At 68.6% G+C, this 16,731-nt stretch carries 19 protein-coding genes; 1 reads left to right on the forward strand and 18 read right to left on the reverse strand.

Going from position 1 to position 16,731, the window contains the following annotated elements:
- Positions 1-8 precede the first annotated feature (8 nt).
- The 8 genes from ACT3TD_RS07855 to ruvC form a co-directional block, all read right to left on the reverse strand.
- A complete protein-coding gene (locus ACT3TD_RS07855) occupies positions 9-551 on the reverse strand; it encodes an adenine phosphoribosyltransferase (protein WP_301442033.1) in 543 nt (180 codons plus the stop codon).
- The gene (locus tag ACT3TD_RS07860; protein ID WP_441579624.1) at positions 548-2,404 is read right to left on the reverse strand and encodes an ABC transporter substrate-binding protein; all 1,857 of its coding nucleotides are present in this window, start codon (positions 2,402-2,404) and stop codon (positions 548-550) included. Before ACT3TD_RS07860 ends, ACT3TD_RS07855 begins: the two co-directional genes overlap by 4 nt.
- A gap of 22 nt (positions 2,405-2,426) precedes the next feature.
- On the reverse strand, positions 2,427-3,671 hold the full coding sequence (gene secF, locus ACT3TD_RS07865; protein WP_301442031.1) for a protein translocase subunit SecF: 1,245 nt from the start codon (positions 3,669-3,671) through the stop codon (positions 2,427-2,429).
- 2 nt (positions 3,672-3,673) lie between these two features.
- Positions 3,674-5,548, reverse strand: a complete 1,875-nt coding sequence (secD, locus tag ACT3TD_RS07870; RefSeq protein ID WP_444614708.1) for a protein translocase subunit SecD — start codon at positions 5,546-5,548, stop codon at positions 3,674-3,676.
- A gap of 160 nt (positions 5,549-5,708) precedes the next feature.
- Entirely contained in the window at positions 5,709-6,143 is a 435-nt protein-coding gene (gene yajC / locus ACT3TD_RS07875; RefSeq protein ID WP_301442029.1) for a preprotein translocase subunit YajC, read from the reverse strand.
- A 28-nt stretch (positions 6,144-6,171) separates the two neighbouring features.
- Entirely contained in the window at positions 6,172-7,266 is a 1,095-nt protein-coding gene (ruvB, locus tag ACT3TD_RS07880; protein ID WP_301442028.1) for a Holliday junction branch migration DNA helicase RuvB, read from the reverse strand.
- 29 nt (positions 7,267-7,295) lie between these two features.
- Positions 7,296-7,940 carry a Holliday junction branch migration protein RuvA gene (gene ruvA, locus ACT3TD_RS07885; RefSeq protein WP_301442027.1) on the reverse strand — a complete coding sequence of 215 codons (645 nt, stop codon included), beginning with the start codon at positions 7,938-7,940 and terminating at the stop codon, positions 7,296-7,298.
- Positions 7,941-8,513: a crossover junction endodeoxyribonuclease RuvC gene (ruvC, locus tag ACT3TD_RS07890; RefSeq protein ID WP_367620291.1), complete on the reverse strand. Its 573-nt coding sequence runs from the start codon at positions 8,511-8,513 to the stop codon at positions 7,941-7,943.
- Between the two features lie 127 nt (positions 8,514-8,640).
- Between ruvC and ACT3TD_RS07895 the strand changes: the two genes are divergently transcribed.
- On the forward strand, positions 8,641-9,087 hold the full coding sequence (locus ACT3TD_RS07895) for a DUF3817 domain-containing protein (RefSeq protein ID WP_301442026.1): 447 nt from the start codon (positions 8,641-8,643) through the stop codon (positions 9,085-9,087).
- Between the two features lie 7 nt (positions 9,088-9,094).
- Here ACT3TD_RS07895 and ACT3TD_RS07900 read toward each other — a convergent pair whose 3' ends face one another.
- The 10 genes from ACT3TD_RS07900 to ACT3TD_RS07945 form a co-directional block, all read right to left on the reverse strand.
- Positions 9,095-9,847, reverse strand: a complete 753-nt coding sequence (locus ACT3TD_RS07900; protein WP_301442025.1) for a YebC/PmpR family DNA-binding transcriptional regulator — start codon at positions 9,845-9,847, stop codon at positions 9,095-9,097.
- Positions 9,848-9,931: 84 nt separating this feature from the next.
- Positions 9,932-10,579, reverse strand: a complete 648-nt coding sequence (gene pdxT / locus ACT3TD_RS07905; protein WP_301442024.1) for a pyridoxal 5'-phosphate synthase glutaminase subunit PdxT — start codon at positions 10,577-10,579, stop codon at positions 9,932-9,934.
- Positions 10,580-11,482 (reverse strand): acyl-CoA thioesterase, encoded by a 903-nt coding sequence (locus tag ACT3TD_RS07910; protein ID WP_444614707.1) that lies wholly within the window; start codon positions 11,480-11,482, stop codon positions 10,580-10,582.
- Entirely contained in the window at positions 11,483-12,391 is a 909-nt protein-coding gene (pdxS, locus tag ACT3TD_RS07915; RefSeq protein ID WP_301442038.1) for a pyridoxal 5'-phosphate synthase lyase subunit PdxS, read from the reverse strand. It lies immediately after the preceding gene.
- A 113-nt stretch (positions 12,392-12,504) separates the two neighbouring features.
- Entirely contained in the window at positions 12,505-12,981 is a 477-nt protein-coding gene (locus ACT3TD_RS07920; protein ID WP_301442022.1) for a hypothetical protein, read from the reverse strand.
- Positions 12,978-14,156 (reverse strand): glycosyltransferase family 4 protein, encoded by a 1,179-nt coding sequence (locus ACT3TD_RS07925; RefSeq protein WP_301442021.1) that lies wholly within the window; start codon positions 14,154-14,156, stop codon positions 12,978-12,980. The genes ACT3TD_RS07920 and ACT3TD_RS07925 overlap by 4 nt, the downstream gene beginning before the upstream one ends.
- Entirely contained in the window at positions 14,153-15,106 is a 954-nt protein-coding gene (locus tag ACT3TD_RS07930) for a phosphatidylinositol mannoside acyltransferase (RefSeq protein ID WP_441579573.1), read from the reverse strand. The genes ACT3TD_RS07925 and ACT3TD_RS07930 overlap by 4 nt, the downstream gene beginning before the upstream one ends.
- A complete protein-coding gene (gene pgsA / locus ACT3TD_RS07935; protein ID WP_301442019.1) occupies positions 15,099-15,788 on the reverse strand; it encodes a phosphatidylinositol phosphate synthase in 690 nt (229 codons plus the stop codon). The genes ACT3TD_RS07930 and pgsA overlap by 8 nt, the downstream gene beginning before the upstream one ends.
- Before the next feature lie 62 nt (positions 15,789-15,850).
- Complete coding sequence (locus ACT3TD_RS07940; protein ID WP_301442018.1) at positions 15,851-16,426, reverse strand: HIT family protein; 576 nt, start codon at positions 16,424-16,426, stop codon at positions 15,851-15,853.
- Positions 16,386-16,731: His/Gly/Thr/Pro-type tRNA ligase C-terminal domain-containing protein (locus ACT3TD_RS07945; RefSeq protein ID WP_444637979.1), on the reverse strand; the 346-nt coding region annotated here is incomplete at its 5' end. The genes ACT3TD_RS07945 and ACT3TD_RS07940, both read right to left, overlap by 41 nt.

Genomic DNA, 16,731 nt, shown 5'->3' on the forward strand with positions numbered 1-16,731 from the left:
CGACAAGCCTACTGTCCGCGGGAAACCACGTACAACGGAAGGTCCCCCAAACGTTTCGCACCCTGCAGTTCCGGGACCTCCAGGGCCACGGCGACACCCACGGTGATCGCGCCGGCCTTGTCCAGCAGGGCACGTGCGGCGACCAGCGTGCCGCCGGTGGCGAGCACGTCGTCGACGAGCAGGACGCGGCGTCCGTGCACGTCGAGGCCCTCCGAGGGGATCTCCAGGGCGGCGGTGCCGTACTCCAGGGCGTAGTCCTGGTGGAACACCGGCGGCGGGAGCTTGCCCGCCTTGCGCAGCGCGAGCACACCGACACCGAGTTGCAGGGCGACCGCGGAGCCGAGCAGGAAGCCGCGGGCGTCGAGGCCGGCGACGACGTCGATGTCGAACTCGCGGCAGACGTCGGCCATCTCGGTGACGATCGTGCGGAAGGCCGTTCCGTCGGCGAGGACGGGGGTCAGGTCCTGGAAGACGATCCCGGGCCCCGGGAAGTCCGGGACGTGTCGGGTCTTGGCCGCCAGGGCGGTCCTGGCGTCCGGGTAGTCAGTCACTGCTCGTCCTCACTGTTTTCACTGTCGTCACTGTTGCTGCTGCTGGGCTCGGTCGGCGCCGTGGTCGGTGCCGAGGTCGTCGGGAAGTCCGGGGAGACCCAGCGGTCCATGTTCCAGCTCATGCCGGTCTCGCCGGGGTTGTCGACCACGTTGGACAGGCCACGGTCCACCGCAACCGAGCGGGGCTCGGCGGTCAACGGCACGGTCGCCGTCGAGTCCGCCAGGACGTTCTCGGCGTCACGCAGCTGGCTGACCGTGGCCGTGCCCGAGGCGCCCGACGACGCCGGGAACGAGACCTGCGGGTTCTGGCCGAAGGTCGACCGGGTCTCCAGCAGGGCGTCGTAGTCGGTGCCGAGGCCGTCGAGGTCGTCGACACCCAGCGGGACCGGCACCACGGTCACGTCCGCGGCGGAGCAGGACTCGACGAGGGTGTCGACCATCGCCCGGTAGCGTGCCACGTCGGAGAAGTAGCCGACGCGCACGGTCGTCCCGCCCAGGCGGTCGGTGGTCGGCGCGGTGTCGGTGTAGTTGTTGCGGGCGGCGATGTCGCCGAGGTTCTCCCCTGCCTGGGCGCCGGGGGCGATCAGCCGGAAGGGTGCCTCGTCGACGGTGATGCCGGACTCCGACTTCACCGCGTCGGCCACCGCACTGCGGTCCACGCAGCGCGCGAAGGCGCGCCGGTTCTCCGCGGAGTCGAAGATGCCGCTGTCCGACAGCGTCAGACCGTCGACACGGGTGCCGGAGCCACGGGTCACGGCGAAGCGTCCGGAGACGTCGTCGGAGTCCGAGAGGTCCGGGGCGGTCTCGTCGGTGTCCGCCCGGATGCCGTCATCACCGTCCTCTGCACCGTCGGCACCGTCGGCGTCATCGCTGCCGGTCGTCTCGCTGGACGGTGCACCGGTCTCGGTTGCCGTGTCAGTCGCCGTCTGCGTCCCTGTCTCCGGAGCGACCTCGAGGCCCGCGGCCACCGGGTCGGTCTCAGGGGGGACGTCGGCGACGTAGAGCCGGTAGTCCGAGGAGAGCTGCTCGAAGTCGGGTCCCTCGATGCCGGCACCGGGACCCGACCACATCACGACCTCGTCCAGACCGGGGCGCACCCCGGTCCACTCCGGGTTGACGGTGAGCGCCAGGGAGCCGTCCTCACCACGGGAGGCCACCCGGTACGGCCCGTAGGTCGGGACCTGCGAGGGGTCGGTCTCGGCGACGCGGAAGGTGGAGCTCCACTCCCGGCCCAGGTCGGCCAGAGCATCCTGGTCGCCGGTGTCGATGGCACCGACCACGTCGTCCACGCCGGCGCGCTCGGCCACGGTGTGCGAGGGCAGAACCTCGCCGACACTGAACAGCTCGCGGTAACGGCTGCCCATGCCCCGGTCGAACTCGATGCTGAAGTCACGCTGACCGGCGTCGCAGTTGAAGTCCTTGACCCGGGCGGTCAGGCCCAGGTCGGAGGAGAACAGGTCCGGGTACTTCGATGCCACCCACGTCAGCAGGAAGTCGTCGCAGACCACCGGGGCGCCGTCGGAGTAGGTCACCTGGTCGCTGATCCGGTAGTTGACGATGTCGCCGTTGTCCGCCGAGGGCGTCGCCCTCACCAGGTCGGTGTTCGGCAACAGCCGTCCGTCCGGCCCGGTGAGGTAGGAGCCCGGGTACAGGCGTGCGGACACCTTCGCCGCATCGGTCGCCGCGCCCTGGGCGCTCGCGGCGTTGAGGGTCACGATCGGGCGTGGCAGTGCGTAGCCGAACAGCGGGTCGGACGCGTCCTCGACTCCGTCGTCGGAGGAGCACGCCACCACCCCGAAGGCCACCGCCGTGGCCGTGAGGAGAGCCGCCGGACGGCGGAATCGATGCGTCATCGTCCTGTCTTTCCTTGTGAGATTACATCCCGGGCCGCCAGGTGCGGCCCCTGTCCTGACCGGGTTCGGTGTCCCCGCCGTGCGAGTGCGGCGGCAACGTGACGGTGCGCCGCGGCTGCTCGTCGGCCGCTTCGGCGGCCGGGCCGTCCTGCGCGGCCTCGTCGCCGGAGGCGTCAGCAGCGGACTGGTCCGCCGGTACGACGCTGCGGTCCGCGGCGAGTTCGCGGGCGCGGGCGACCTTGCGGTCGTGCTCGACCATCTTCTTCTGGCGGCTCTTCAGGGTCACCAGCAGCGGCGCCGAGAAGTAGATCGAGCTGAAGGTACCGGCGATCACGCCCACGAACTGGACCAGGGCCAGGTCCTTGAGCGTGCCGACACCCATCAGCCACACCGCCACGACCAGCAGCGAGGCAATCGGGACCACGGAGAACAGCGAGGTGTTCAACGACCTCATCACCGTCTGGTTGATCGCCAGGTTGACCTGTTCACCGTAGGTGGAGCGCGTCGAGCTGAACACGTCCTGCGTGTTCTCGTGGACCTTGTCGAACACGATCACGGTGTCGTAGAGCGAGTACGCCAGAATCGTCAGCAGGCCGATGATCGTGGCCGGTGAGACCTCGAATCCGACGAGCGAGTAGATGCCGGCGACGAAGATGCCGTCCAGCAGCAGGGTGACGATCGCGGAGATCGCCATGTCGCGCTCCATGCGGATGGTGATGTAGACGAAGACGATCGCCAGGAACACCACCATGCCGATGACCATGCGTTCGGTGACCGACTGGCCCCAGGACTCCGACACGGTGGAGTCGCTGATGGCGTCGGGGCTGGGCTGGCCGGTCTGGTCGGTCGGCTCGAACTCATCGTAGAGCGCGACCCGTGCCTCACGGATCTGCTCGTCCGACAGACGCTCGGAGGCGACCTCGATGCTCTGGCTGTTGCCGCTGCCCACGGTCTGCACCGACTGCGGTGTCACACCGGTGGCGTCCTCGACGACCTCGGTGACCGAGGTCTCGGTGGCACCGTTGGACGGCGGCATGGTCAGCTTCGTGCCACCCTCCAGGTCGATGCCCAAGGTGAAGCCCTTGATCGCGATGACCAGGAAGCACAGCAAGGTCAGCAGCGCGTAGATCCAGTACCAGCGGCGCCGCTTGTCGACGAAGGCGAAGTTGGCCTCGCCGTTATAGGTCTTCTCGAGGATACCGGCGGGCTTGGGGGTAGGCGCGGTGGAAGACGTGTTGGAAGACGTGGTTTCAGTCGTCGCGTTCATGCTCACTGGTCCTTTCCGTTCTCAGTGGAGGACGCAGGGCCGTCCTGTGGAGCGCTGTCCGGATCGCCGTCGGGTTCTCCGTCCGGCTCGCTGTCGGGGACCGTCACGGGCTCGGAGCCTTCGGCCAGCTGGCCGGCGCGGCGGCGTTCCGCCGAGCGGAAGGCCGAGTGCAGGCCGTTGAGCTTCGGCGAGGCGAACTTCTCCGAGCGCGACATCAGGATCACCAGCGGTGCGGTGACCAGGAAGGCGATGACCACGTCGAAGACGGTGGACAGACCCAGGGTGAAGGCGAAGCCCTTGACGTCGCCGACGGCCACGAAGTACAGGACCAGGGAGGCGACGATGGACACCACGTTGCCCGTGATGATCGTGGCACGCGCCCGCTTCCAGGCGCGTGGCACCGCGGACCGGAAACTGTGCCCCTGTTGGATCATGTCCTTGATGCGTTCGAAGTAGACCACGAAAGAGTCCGCGGTCGTACCGATACCGATGATCAGACCGGCGATGCCGGCCAGGTCCAGGCTGTAGTCGATCCACCGGCCCAGCAGGACCAGGGCACCGTAGATCAGCAGACCCGAGGCGATCAACGAGAACACGGCGACGACACCGAAGCCGCGGTAGTAGATCAGCGACCAGAGCGCGACGAGGACCAGGCCGACCAGACCGGCGATGAGACCGGCCTGCAGTGCGGCGGTACCCATCGTCGGCGAGATCGTCTCGGCCGTACCGCCCTGCTCACCGTTCTCGCCGGTGAAGCTGAGCGGCAGCGCGCCGTAGCGCAGGTTGTTGGCGAGGTCGGACGCCTCGCTCTCGGTGAAGTCACCGGTGATCTCGGAGTCGCGGCCGGGGGGCGTCGGCGACTGCATCGTCGGTGCGGAGAGCACCTGGCTGTCGAGGGTGATGGCGATCTGCTGCTGGGCGTACTCCTGCCCGATGCGCTGCCAGGTCTCGCCACCGGGGGTGGCGTCGCCGGTCTTGAACCGGAAGGTGATCTTGATCTGGCCGGTCTCGGAGTCCAGTCCGCCGAAGATCTGCGAATCGGTGTCGATCATGTCACCGGTGAGGCGGGTCCCGTTCTCCTCGTCCTCCTGGCCATTGAGCAGCGGGGCCGGCTCCAGCAGGATCGGCTGACCCTCGCTGCAGCTGACCAGCGGCTTGGCGGCGTCGTCGGCACCGGCGAGCGGGTCGACGCCGTCCGAGCAGGTCATGAGGAAGGAGGCGGCGATCTGGGTGTTGGTGTCCTCGGACTGGCGGTCCTCACGCATCACCTCGGTGGTCTCCTGGCGCCGGTCGGCCTCCTCGATGGAGTTGGCCGGCTCGGCCGGTTCCTGCGCGGTGACGGTCGGGGTGTCCTCCGGGGTCTCCATACCCATCTGCTCGACGGTCGCCATGGCGTCCTCGAGCTTCTGGTCCGCCTCGTCGGCGGTGAGAATCCCGGTCTCGACCCAGCGGTCGGCCATCTCGGTGAGGACGTCGTTGAGACCGTCCTCGGGCATACCGCCCTGCATCACCGGACGGAAGAGCATCTGGGAGGCCTGGCCCAGGGTGCGTGCCTCGGAGGAGTCCTCGCCGGGAACGGTGATGACAAGGGAGTTGCCGTCGGAGACGACCTGGGCGCCACTGACACCCATGCCGTTGACACGTTCCTCGAGGATCCGGCGTGCCTGGCTCAGCTGGTCGCTGGTGGGCTCCTCGCCCTGTGGCACCAGGGTGACCCGGGTACCGCCTTGCAGGTCGATGCCCAGCTTCGGCGTGGGGCTCTTGTCACCGGTGAAGAATACGAGGCCGTAGATCACGACCAGGATGGCGACGAAGAGCAGAAGTGCCTGCTTAGGCCACCTTCTTGCTCTGGCGGCCGTTGAGCCCTTGGAACTCACTCGGGTTACTCCTGAAGTTTCGGGGATGTCGGCAACATGGGCATGACAAAAGAACCACCGCCATGTCGTCGACTGAGTCTAGACCCTCCGGCTGGCAACGTGGGTCATCACGGTCTCACCGGAGGGGTGTGTGGGGAAGGAACTGAGGTGGCGGGACCGGTTACGACCGGGGCGTGTCGCCGTCGTCCTTACGCTCGTCGCCGTTGAACGGGTTGTCCATGGCCTCGTCCTGACGGTCCTCGAAGGGCTCCACGGTGTCGAAGTTCTCGAACTCGGAGGCCGGAGCTTCCTCGGCCACGACGTTCTCCTCGACGGCCCCGTCGGCCTCGCCACCCTGGTCGGTCTCCACCAGCTTGAGCACGGCGGTGCGGTCCCAGGTGGTGGTCACGCCGGGTGCGAGCTCGACGTCGACGGTGGTGGTGCCCACCTCGACGAGCCGGGCGTGGATGCCCGAGGTCATCTGCACGATCATTCCGGGTTCCAGCTGTGACTGGAAGGTCTTGATCTGATTGATCTGCTTCGACTGCTTACGCATCGACAGGACGGGCAGGCCGAGGAAGACAAGGACAATCAGAATCAGAAGAAAGGGTTCCATGCGGCCAGTCTGCCACACGGGTGTTTGGTCACCTATCGGCCGGTTGTTCCAGTCCGAGGTGCCGCCAGGCCGCCGGCGTGGCGGTCCTCCCGCGGGGCGTGCGCGAGACCATACCGGCCCGCACCAGGTAGGGCTCGCAGACCTCCTCGACGGTGGTGGGTTCCTCCCCCACCGCGACCGCCAGGGTGTTCACCCCGACGGGACCACCGTTGTGGCCACGCACCAGAGCGTCCAGGACCGCCCGGTCGAGCCGGTCGAGACCGAGCTCGTCGACGTCGAAGATCTGCAGCGCGGCGCGGGCGACGTCCACGCTGATCGTCCCGTCACCCTCGACCTCGGCGTAGTCACGCACGCGGCGCAGCAGGCGGTTGGCGATACGCGGGGTGCCCCGCGACCGGGAGGCGATCTCCACGGCGGCGTCCGCGGTCACGGTTACCCCGAGGATGCCGGCGGCGCGGGTGACCACACGGGTGAGGTCGGCGGTGTCGTAGAACTCCATCTGCGCGGTGAAGCCGAAGCGGTCGCGCAGCGGCCCGGTGAGCATGCCGGCACGCGTGGTGGCGCCGACGAGGGTGAATTGCGGCAGTTCGATCGGGATCGAGGTAGCCCCGGGCCCCTTGCCCACGATCACGTCGATCCGGAAGTCCTCCATCGCCATGTAGAGCATCTCCTCCGCCGGGCGGGCCATGCGGTGGATCTCGTCGATGAACAGGACGTCGCCCTCGATGAGGTTCGACAGCATCGCCGCGAGGTCGCCGGCGCGTTCCAGGGCCGGCCCCGACGTCATGCGGACCGAGGAGCCGAGTTCCTGGGCGATGATCATGGCCATGGTCGTCTTACCGAGCCCGGGAGGCCCGGCGAGCAGCACGTGGTCGGGGGCGACGTTGCGCGCCTTCGCCCCGCCGAGGACCAGCTCCAGCTGGCTGCGGACCTTCGGCTGGCCGATGAACTCGCCCAGTGAGCGAGGACGCAGCGAGAGCTCGGCGTCGCCCTCCCCGGGCTGGGGCGTCGGCGAGAGGTCCTCGTTGACGCCGCTGCCGCTGCCGCCGAACCCTGCGCCTCCCCCGCTGTTCGTCACCCCGGCCGAGCCGGTGTCGAACTCGGTGCGTTCGATGTCACCCATCTGTTCTCCTTCTTGTACCGGTGCCCACGCTACCGTCGGCCACCGAGGTGGGCGAGCGCCCGGCGCAGGACGGTGGCGGTGTCCGCGGGCTCGGCAGCACCGCCGTCGCCGTCTGCACCAGTCGCGCTGATCTCGCGTACGGCCTTCTCCGCGTCACGTTCGGTGAAGCCGAGGCCGGTGAGTGCGTCGACGACCTGACCGGGCACCGCGTCGGCGAGCGGCTCGTCCTGCCCCACGCCACCATCGGCCGCTGTCGCGGTGGGCGCGACGGCGTACCCGTCGAGCTTGCCCTTGAGGTCCACGGCCATGCGCTCGGCAAGCCGCTTGCCGACCCCCGGGGCGCGCTGCAGGGCCTTGACGTCGCCCTCGGTGACGGCACGGGACAACTCGGCCGGGTCGAGCACCGACATCACGCCCATGGCCAGGCGGGCGCCCACGCCCGACACCGACTGCAGCAGGCCGAAGACCTCGCGCGAGGCGACGTCCGGGAACGCGAACAGGGTCTGCGAGTCCTCACGCACCACCATGGTGGTCAGCACGAAGACCTCCTCCCCGCGCGGCAGGGTGGCCAACGTCGGGGCCGTCGCCTGGCACTGGTAGCCGACGCCGGCGCACTCGATCACCACGGAGTCGAGCCTCTTGTCGATGACGGTGCCCCTCAATGAAGCAATCACTTATGAACCTTTCGAGTCTGAGGCATCTGAGACCAGGGCCTGGTACGGCGAACGCCAGCAGTGACACACCGCCAGCGCGAGGGCGTCGGCGGCGTCCGCGGGTTTCGGCGGTTCCGACAGTCCGAGGATGCGGGTGATCATGTTGGTCATCTGGCGTTTGTCGGCCCGGCCGTTGCCGGAGACCGCCTTCTTGACCTCGCTGGGGGTGTACTGGTGCACGGGCAGGTTGCGGCGCGCGGCGCTGAGCATGAGTACCCCGACGGCGTGAGCGGTGTTCATCACGGTGGACACGTTCCCGCGTTCGAAAACTCGTTCAATGGCCACCACGTCCGGACGGTAGTCGTCCATCCAGCTCTCGACCGCCTCGGAAAGCCGGCGCAGCCGCTGGGGAAGCTCGACCTCCGCCGGCGTGCGCACCACACCCACGGCGACCGGCACCACGGAGCGCCCCTGACCGGAACGCACCACCGACAGCCCACACCGGGTCAGACCAGGGTCGATACCCATCACGAGCAGTCCCTGCGCCGCCGGGGTGGAGCGTGGTTGCCCTGTCACCTGTCTGCTCCTCACCATGATCGCCCGTGCACACCTTCGCGACCTGAACATAGCACACCTGTGCGAAAGCCGCGGGCCACGTGCCGCGAACTCCCCCAACGTGACTTATGACCGGCACCGCGGCGTCGGGTAGCATCAGCAGCCGATGACTCCTCTGAAAATATACCGGACCACCGCAATCATCGAGGCCGTGACCTGGGGGCTGCTGATCCTCGGGATGATCCTCAAGTACACCGGCGTGACCGAGGCAGGTGTCTCCGCCGCCGGCCCGATCCACGGACTGGCCTTCCTGGCCTTCGTCGTGGTGACCGTCCTCGTGTGGATGAACAACCGCTGGAGTGCCGGCCAGGGCATCCTGGGCCTGTTCTCCGCCGTCGTCCCCTTCGCCACCGTCCCCTTCGAGATGGCCGTGGCCAACCGGGGTGGGCTGGACGGCCCGTGGCGTACCGAGGCCGGCCCCGGGGCACCCCTCGGCGACCGGATCCTCGCGGTACTGGTGGGACGTCCCTACCTGTCCGCCGGAACCCTCGCCGTGGTCGTGCTGCTCGTCTTCGGCGGCCTGCTGGTCGTCGGCCCGCCCTTCGGCGGGTAGCGGGACGTCAGGCGTCGAGTTCCGCCAGGACCTCGTCGGAGACGTCCATGTTCGTGAACACGTCCTGGACGTCGTCGGACTCCTCGAGGACGTCGATGAGGCGGAAGATCTTCTTCGCGCCCTCGGCGTCCAACGGGACCTCGACGTCGGCCCGGTAGTCCGGGTCGGCGGAGTCGTACTCGATGCCGTTCTCGTCCAGCGCGCTGCGCACGTTGGTCAGGTCGGACAGGCTGGAGACGATCTCGAACTTCTCGCCGAGGTCGTTGACCTCGTCTGCGCCCGCGTCGAGCACGGCCATGAGCAGGTCGTCCTCGGTGTGGTCGGCCTTGTCCAGGATCACGACACCCTTGCGCTCGAACAGGTAGGACACCGAACCGGCGTCCGCCATGTTCCCGCCGTTCTTGTTCATCGCGGTACGCACGTCCGTGGTGGCGCGGTTGCGGTTGTCGGTGAGGCACTCGATGAGCACCGCGACACCGTTGGGACCGTAACCCTCGTAGACGATGGTCTCCCAGTCCGCACCGCCGGCCTCCTCGCCGGAGCCGCGCTTGCGGGCGCGCTCGATGTTGTCGTTGGGGACCGAAGCCTTCTTGGCCTTCTTGATCATGTCGTCGAGGGTCGGGTTCGCCGACGGGTCCCCACCACCGGTGCGGGCAGCGACCTCGATGTTCTTGATCAGCTTCGCGAACTCCTTGCCGCGCTTGGCGTCATTCGCAGCTTTCTTGTGCTTCGTTGTCGCCCATTTAGAGTGGCCGCTCATCGTCTACCTGATCTCCCATTGGTCGGGTGCTTGACGAACCCATGATAGTGCACCACACCGAAACACCGGTTCACCGCACCGTGTTCACACGTGATGCGGTGACTTCCGCGCCTGCGCTGACTCCCCCACCATCGTGAGGAAGTACCGGTGCAGCCGGTCGTCGCCGGTGAGTTCCGGGTGGAAGGACAGCCCCAGGACGGGGCCCTGACGGACCGCGACGACGGCACCGTGCGCCGGGCCGCCGTCGTCGACGCGGGACAGCACCTCGACGTCCTCGCCGACCCGCTCGACCCACGGCGCGCGGATGAACACCGCGTGCACCGGGTCGCCGGTGGCACCGGTGACGCCGGCGACGTCGAGGTCCGTCTCGAAGGAGTCGACCTGACGTCCGAAGGCGTTGCGGCGCACCGTCACGTCCAGGGCGTTCAGGCAGTGCGCGTCCGCGCGCGTGTCCAGGATCTCGCTGCCCAGCAGGATCAGGCCAGCGCACGTGCCGAAGCAGGGCAGTCCGTCGGCGATCAGGGAACGCAGGGGCTCCAGCATCCCGCCGAGCTCCATGAGCTTCGACATCGTGGTGGACTCCCCACCGGGGAACACGAGGCCGTCGAGGCCCTCCAGATGACCCGGACGGCGCACCAGACGCGTGCGCGCGCCCAGGCCCTCCAGCATGCGGACATGCTCCACGACCCCGCCCTGCAGGGCCAGCACACCGATGAGTGGACGTTCGCTCACTTACTTCCCCTGAAGGTCGGTCTTGATCGGCACGGACTGCTTCCCCTCGGCCAGGGACCGGGTAAGACCCTCCTTGGTCACCGTCGCCACCAGGTCGCCCTGCTGGTTGAAGATCCGGCCCGTGGTCAGCGCGCGCCCACCGTGGGCGGACGGCGAGGACTGGTCGTAGAGCAGCCACTCGTCGGCCCGGAACGGGCGCATGAACCACATGGCGTGGTCCAACGACGCCTCCTGGACCGGCTCGTCGCGGTGCGGGACCAGCGCCGAACCCAGCAGGGTCATGTCCGACATGTACGCCAGGGTGCAGATGTGGAAGGTCTCGTCGTCCGGCAGCGGCACCTTCGACTTGAACCACACCACCTGCTGGGAGGCGGCGCCGGGGCTCTTCTCCCACATCTCCGGCGGGACGATGCGGATGTCCCAGTCCTCCCAGTCCTTGGCGAAGGCGCGGACCAGCGGACGGTCGGAGTCCACCTGCGGACGGATCTCCTCCGGCGGCGGCACCTTGCGGACGATGTCCGAATGCTCCGGGCCCTCGTCACCGCGTACGTGGAAGCTGGCCTGCATCACGAACAACGTCCGGCCGTCCTGCACGGCGCGCACGGAGCGCACCCGGAACGAGCGGCCGTTGCGCACCTCGTCGACGAGGTACACGGTCGGACGGTCCGAGTTGCCCGGCCCCACGAAGTACCCGTGCAGCGAGTGCACCCGGTACTCCGCGCCCACCGTGCGTGTGGCGGCGACGAGGGACTGTGCAGCCACCTGGCCACCGAAGGTGCGCGAGAGCGCCGACGGGATGACCTGGCCGCGGAAGATCCCCGGCTCGATCTGCTCGAGATCGAGGACGTCGGTGATCCGCGGCCGACGACCGTCGGCAGGCTGGGCAGACTGGGCGTCAGACATTCACCAGCCCCGCTCTGCCAGACGGTGGGGCTCCGGGATCTCGTCGACGTTGATGCCGACCATGGCCTCACCGAGACCGCGCGAGACCGAGGCCACCGTGGCGGCGTCCTCGTAGTTGAGCGTGGCCTGCACGATCGCGCGGGCCCGCTTCTCCGGGTCGCCGGACTTGAAGATGCCCGAACCCACGAAGACGCCCTCGGCGCCGAGCTGCATCATCATCGCCGCGTCCGCCGGGGTGGCGATACCGCCGGCGGTGAACATCACCACGGGCAGCTTGCCGTTCTCGGCGACCTCGCGCACCAGCTCGTAGGGGGCCTGCAGCTCCTTGGCCGCCACGTAGAGCTCATCGGGCGCCATCGAGGTCAGCCGGTTGATCTCGCCGCGGATGGTGCGCATGTGGGTGACCGCGTTCGAGACGTCGCCGGTGCCGGCCTCGCCCTTGGAACGGATCATCGCCGCACCCTCGTTGATGCGACGCAGCGCCTCGCCGAGGTTCGTCGCGCCACAGACGAAGGGCACGGTGAAACCGAACTTGTCGATGTGGTTGGCGTAGTCGGCCGGGGTGAGGACCTCGGACTCGTCGATGAAGTCGACCCCGAGGCTCTCGAGCACCTGCGCCTCGACGAAGTGGCCGATGCGGGCCTTCGCCATCACCGGGATGGTGACGGCCTCGACGATGCCCTCGATCATGTCGGGGTCCGACATACGTGACACGCCGCCCTCGGCGCGGATGTCGGCGGGCACGCGCTCCAGTGCCATCACGGCGGTGGCGCCGGCGTCCTCGGCGATCTTCGCCTGCTCCGGGGTGACCACGTCCATGATCACACCCCCCTTGAGCATGTCGGCGAGGCCGCGCTTCACGCGCCCGGTACCCCTGGCTGCGACGTTGTCGGCACTGTTCTGCGTCATCATGACCTCTGATTCTCGAGTGATCTCGGTAGCCTAATGGTGATCAAGGCGCATTCTACCGGGCAAGACAGACCGTGCGGTCCACAGGGTGTGAATCAGATCGCGGACGCCCGTCAGGGCGTCTCCGAACCCACCGACATCGCCTCGTAGTAGGCGGGCAGCGGGGCGGAGCCCGCCAGCCGGAACACCCGGATCACCGGGCGTCCCCGCAGGTCGCGCGTGTCGCCGACGGCGTCGTTGTAGAACCGTGCCGCCAGGTCGACCTTCACCGACGCCTCGACGAACGCCGGATTGGCGATGTCCTCGGCGCGCAGTTGCCGCAGCAGGACGTTCTCCGCGTCGGAGCGGGCGTCCATGTCCTCGGCGCGCAGGGCCACGGACGTGGTGCGTCCGGCGCTGCGCATCAGGTCCGGATGGATCGCGGAGACCACCGCGGAGCGCGACTGCAGCGCCCCCTCGAGCGCCAGACGTGCGGCGTCGGTGCGGATGTGCAGCCGGTTGAGCCGCGAGGCGGTCAACGACAACCACAGCCCCACCAACGCCAGGACCGCCACCACCACGACCAGGACAAGCAACCACACCGGGATCATGACCTGCGCACCTTCCTGCCGTCGGTGACGACCGTCTCGTAGACCCGTTCGACCTGGGTGGTCACCCGATCCCAGTCGAAGTCGCGGCTACGCTCGTAACCGCGCTCGACGAGACGCGCGCGCCGTCCGTCATCGGCGAGCAGGTCCTTCACCGCGCGCGCCAGGTCGCGTGCCGAGCCGTTGGAGAACAACCGTCCGGCACGACCGTGGTCGGTCACCGCGCTGAAGGCGGGGATGTCGCTGGCCACCACGGCCGCGCCCGCGGCCATGGCCTCGACGAGCACGATGCCGAAACTCTCGCCGCCGGTGTTCGGAGCGACGTAGACGTCGGACGCCGCCAGCGCCGCAGCCTTGTCCGCCTCGCTGAGCCGGCCGAGGATGCGCACGGTGGCGCGGTCCTGCCCTGCTCCCTCCCCGGCTTCGTTGCCGCTGCCCTCCACGAAACTCACCCGCGCCTTGCGCAGCGACTGCCTAAGTTCCTCGGTCTCACCACCGCCGACCACGACGACCTCGACGTCCGGCACCTCCCGCAGGATCCCCGGAAGCGCCTTGAGCAGCAACGGGAACCCCTTGCGCGGTTCGGTGAACCGGCCGAGGAACATCACGCGAGGACGGTCCGGGTCGAGCGCGGGCATCGGTGTGGCCGCCCGGTAGGTCGCGGTGTCCACCCCGTTGGGGATGAGCACCGGATCCCCGGACAGCATCTCGACCTGCCAGCGTCGCGCCTCCTCGGACACGGCGATACCTCCCTGGATGCGTTCCAGGAAGGGACGCAGCACCGGCAGGAAGACCTTGAGGACCAGGGACTCGCTCGCCGAGGCGTGGTAGGTCGCCACGATCGGCCCGTCGGCCTTGGCCAGGGTGATCATGGAGTAACTCGGTGAGTTCGGTTCGTGGATGTGCACCACGTCGAAGTCGTGCCGGTCGATCCAGTCACCCAGGTGCCGCCAGGTGGACGGCCCGAATGCCAGCCGGGCGACCGACCCGTTGTACGGGATCGGGATGGCGGCACCGCCGAGCTCCACGAAGTCGGGGACCTCGGCGTCCTCCCCGCCCGGCCCGATCAGGCTGACCTCGTGGCCCCGACGGATGAGCTCGGTGCACAGGTCGACGGCGTGGATCTGGACCCCTCCCGGCTCGTCGAAGGAGTAGGGGCACACCATGCCGATCTTCATCGCGCGCCGTCTCCCCCGGCATCACCGGCATCACCGGTGATGCCGAGGCGTCGGCGCCGGGCGTCCGACAGGTCGGAGAACCACAGGGGCTGCAGCATGTGCCAGTCCGCCGGGTGCGCGGTGATGTTGCGGGCGTAGACGTCCGCCTGCTGCTGGACGATCTCGTCCAGCGTGCCGCTGGTGTCGAGTTCCTCGCTGAAACTGGACTCCCAGCCGTCGGGGGTGAAGGACGTGTGGAAGACCATCATCGCCGCACCGGTCTCTTGCGCCAGCCGCGCCGCGCCGGCCGGCATGGAGGTGCGCTCGCCGAGGAAGTCCACCTCGACCCCCTTGCCCGAGAGATCACGCTCGCCGAGCAGGCACACCACGCCGCCGGCGCGCACGACCTCGCGCAACCGGCCGAACGGCGGGGCCTCACCACCGGAGAGCGCCAGCACCTCGAACCCGAGGGACTCACGGAACTCCACGAAGGCCTCGAACAGGCTCTCCGGCTTCAACCGCTCGGCGACGGTGGCGAACTGGCCGAAGTGGTCGACGAGCCACACCCCCGCCATGTCCCAGTTGCCGGAGTGCGGCAGACTCAGCACCGCGCCCTTGCCCCGGGCCAGTGCCGCGTCGAGACGTTCCACGTCCGCCGGGTCGAAGCCCGCGGCCACGCGTGCGGCCAACTCCGGGCCCGCCATGCTGGGAAGCTGGAAGGCCTCGCGCCAGTAGCGCATGTAGGACCGCATGGAGTCGCGCACCAGCTCGCGGGTCACGTTCTCGTCGCCCACGACCCGGCCGAGGTTCGCCCGCAACTGCTCCGGACCCCGCCCGTTACCGGACACCCTGTCGGCGATGACGGTGAACAGACGGTCCGCCAGTCCCTGCGGCAACCGTCGCGTCAGCGCCCATCCGGCCTGGTAGCCGAGCGCGCTGAGCCGCTCGGCGAACGACGCGTCCTCACTCATGTGACCTGCTTTCCTCTGCGTCCGCCGTGTCTTCATAGCTCTTCGCCCCGGTCGGCGGGGCGATGCGCTCGGACGCCGCGTCGGAGCGGGACACGATCACCAGGCGCTCGAAGACGGTGTACACCGACCCCACCGCCAGCAGGATCAGGCCCGCTCCCAGGATGTAGGGCACCCCGAGGCCGGACAGCCCCAGCGACACCAGGCCGATGATCAGGCGCTCCGGGCGCTCGATGAGCCCACCGTCGACCTTGATCTGCGAGGCCTCCGCACGGGCCTTGACGTAGGACGTCACCTGGCTGGCGATCATGATCACCAGCGCCGCGGCGAACAGCCCCTTGTAGGGCTCGTGGTCGTGCTGGAAGGCCATCCACCACGCGATCGCGCCGAACAGGACACCGTCGGTGATCCGGTCGCAGGTCGCGTCCAGCGTGGCACCGAACCTGGTGCCACCACCGAGCATCCGGGCCATGGTGCCGTCGATCATGTCGGTGGCCACCGTGATCCCGAGCAGGATGCCGGCGAGGAAGTGGTGCCCGGTGGGGATCAACGCCACCGACAGCACGACGGCGACCGTGGTCGAGGTGATCGTCACGGTGTTGGGGGTCACTCCCCAGTTCACCAGCCGTCGGGCGATCGGTTCAATGACCACCGCCGCCGGCCGGCGTCCACGAACGCTCAACATGTTTCAGGTCTCCTTGCCGTGCTTGCAGACTTCATCTCCGCCGATATTCTCTCAGTTCCGTGTCAGTCGAGCTGTTGCCACGCCGAGGCCAGCAGCTCCCGGGTCTCCCCCAGCACCTGGATCAGCACCTTCGAGCCGGACAACACGGTCATGAAACTCGTGTCACCCTGCCAGCGCGGAACGATGTGCTGGTGCAGGTGACCAGGCACCGACCCGCCGGACGCCCGGCCGAGGTTCATGCCCACGTTCAGCGCGTCCGGCCCGGAGACCGCCCGCAGCACCCGGATCGCCTTCTTCGTGAACTCGGCGAACTCCGCGGTCTCGGAGTCCGTGAGGTCCTCGTACGAGGCGACCCTACGGTACGGCAGGACCATCATGTGCCCCGGATTGTACGGGTACAGGTTCAGGATGCAGAAGACCTCCGCTCCCCTGGCGACGATCAGACCGTCCTCGTCGGACTTGTCGGGGATCGTCAGGAACGGGTCGTCCGGGTCGGCGCCGGTGTCCCCACCGGTCTCGCCGGACCCGCTCTTCTCACCGATGTAGGCCGAGCGGTACGGCGCCCACAACCTCTGCAGGCCGTCCGGCGACAGGTCGTCAGCTGAGCTCGCCAATGTTGTCTCCACTCGGCTGCTCATTGCGCCGGCTACGCACCCAGTCGGTGATGATGCGCACCGCATCGTCCTTCGGCACGCCGTTGACCTGGGTGCCGTCGAGGAACCGGAAGCTCACCGCACCGGCCTCGACGTCGCGTCCGCCGGCCAGCAGCATGAACGGGACCTTGCCGGTGGTGTGGTTGCGGATCTTCTTCTGCATCCGGTCGTCGGAGGTGTCGACCGCGGCACGGATGCCCTGCCCGCGCAGCTGGGCGGTGATGTCCTCCAGGTAGTCGACGAACTCGTCGGCCACCGGGATGCCGGTCACCTGGTGCGGTGCCAGCCAG

The sequence above is a fragment of the Corynebacterium sp. AOP36-E1-14 genome (assembly GCF_052377495.1).
Taxonomy (GTDB): domain Bacteria; phylum Actinomycetota; class Actinomycetes; order Mycobacteriales; family Mycobacteriaceae; genus Corynebacterium.

What these genes read in the sequence shown, in the direction of transcription:
- ACT3TD_RS07860 (WP_441579624.1), bottom strand. Translation starts at nt 2,404, where the DNA reads ATGACGCATCGATTCCGCCGTCCGGCGGCTCTCCTCACGGCCACGGCG.
- secF (WP_301442031.1), bottom strand. Translation starts at nt 3,671, where the DNA reads ATGAACGCGACGACTGAAACCACGTCTTCCAACACGTCTTCCACCGCG.
- yajC (WP_301442029.1), bottom strand. Translation starts at nt 6,143, where the DNA reads ATGGAACCCTTTCTTCTGATTCTGATTGTCCTTGTCTTCCTCGGCCTG.
- ruvB (WP_301442028.1), bottom strand. Translation starts at nt 7,266, where the DNA reads ATGGGTGACATCGAACGCACCGAGTTCGACACCGGCTCGGCCGGGGTG.
- ruvC (WP_367620291.1), bottom strand. Translation starts at nt 8,513, where the DNA reads ATGGTGAGGAGCAGACAGGTGACAGGGCAACCACGCTCCACCCCGGCG.
- ACT3TD_RS07895 (WP_301442026.1), top strand. Translation starts at nt 8,641, where the DNA reads ATGACTCCTCTGAAAATATACCGGACCACCGCAATCATCGAGGCCGTG.
- ACT3TD_RS07900 (WP_301442025.1), bottom strand. Translation starts at nt 9,847, where the DNA reads ATGAGCGGCCACTCTAAATGGGCGACAACGAAGCACAAGAAAGCTGCG.
- ACT3TD_RS07910 (WP_444614707.1), bottom strand. Translation starts at nt 11,482, where the DNA reads ATGTCTGACGCCCAGTCTGCCCAGCCTGCCGACGGTCGTCGGCCGCGG.
- pdxS (WP_301442038.1), bottom strand. Translation starts at nt 12,391, where the DNA reads ATGACGCAGAACAGTGCCGACAACGTCGCAGCCAGGGGTACCGGGCGC.
- ACT3TD_RS07920 (WP_301442022.1), bottom strand. Translation starts at nt 12,981, where the DNA reads ATGATCCCGGTGTGGTTGCTTGTCCTGGTCGTGGTGGTGGCGGTCCTG.
- ACT3TD_RS07925 (WP_301442021.1), bottom strand. Translation starts at nt 14,156, where the DNA reads ATGAAGATCGGCATGGTGTGCCCCTACTCCTTCGACGAGCCGGGAGGG.
- ACT3TD_RS07930 (WP_441579573.1), bottom strand. Translation starts at nt 15,106, where the DNA reads ATGAGTGAGGACGCGTCGTTCGCCGAGCGGCTCAGCGCGCTCGGCTAC.
- pgsA (WP_301442019.1), bottom strand. Translation starts at nt 15,788, where the DNA reads ATGTTGAGCGTTCGTGGACGCCGGCCGGCGGCGGTGGTCATTGAACCG.
- ACT3TD_RS07940 (WP_301442018.1), bottom strand. Translation starts at nt 16,426, where the DNA reads ATGAGCAGCCGAGTGGAGACAACATTGGCGAGCTCAGCTGACGACCTG.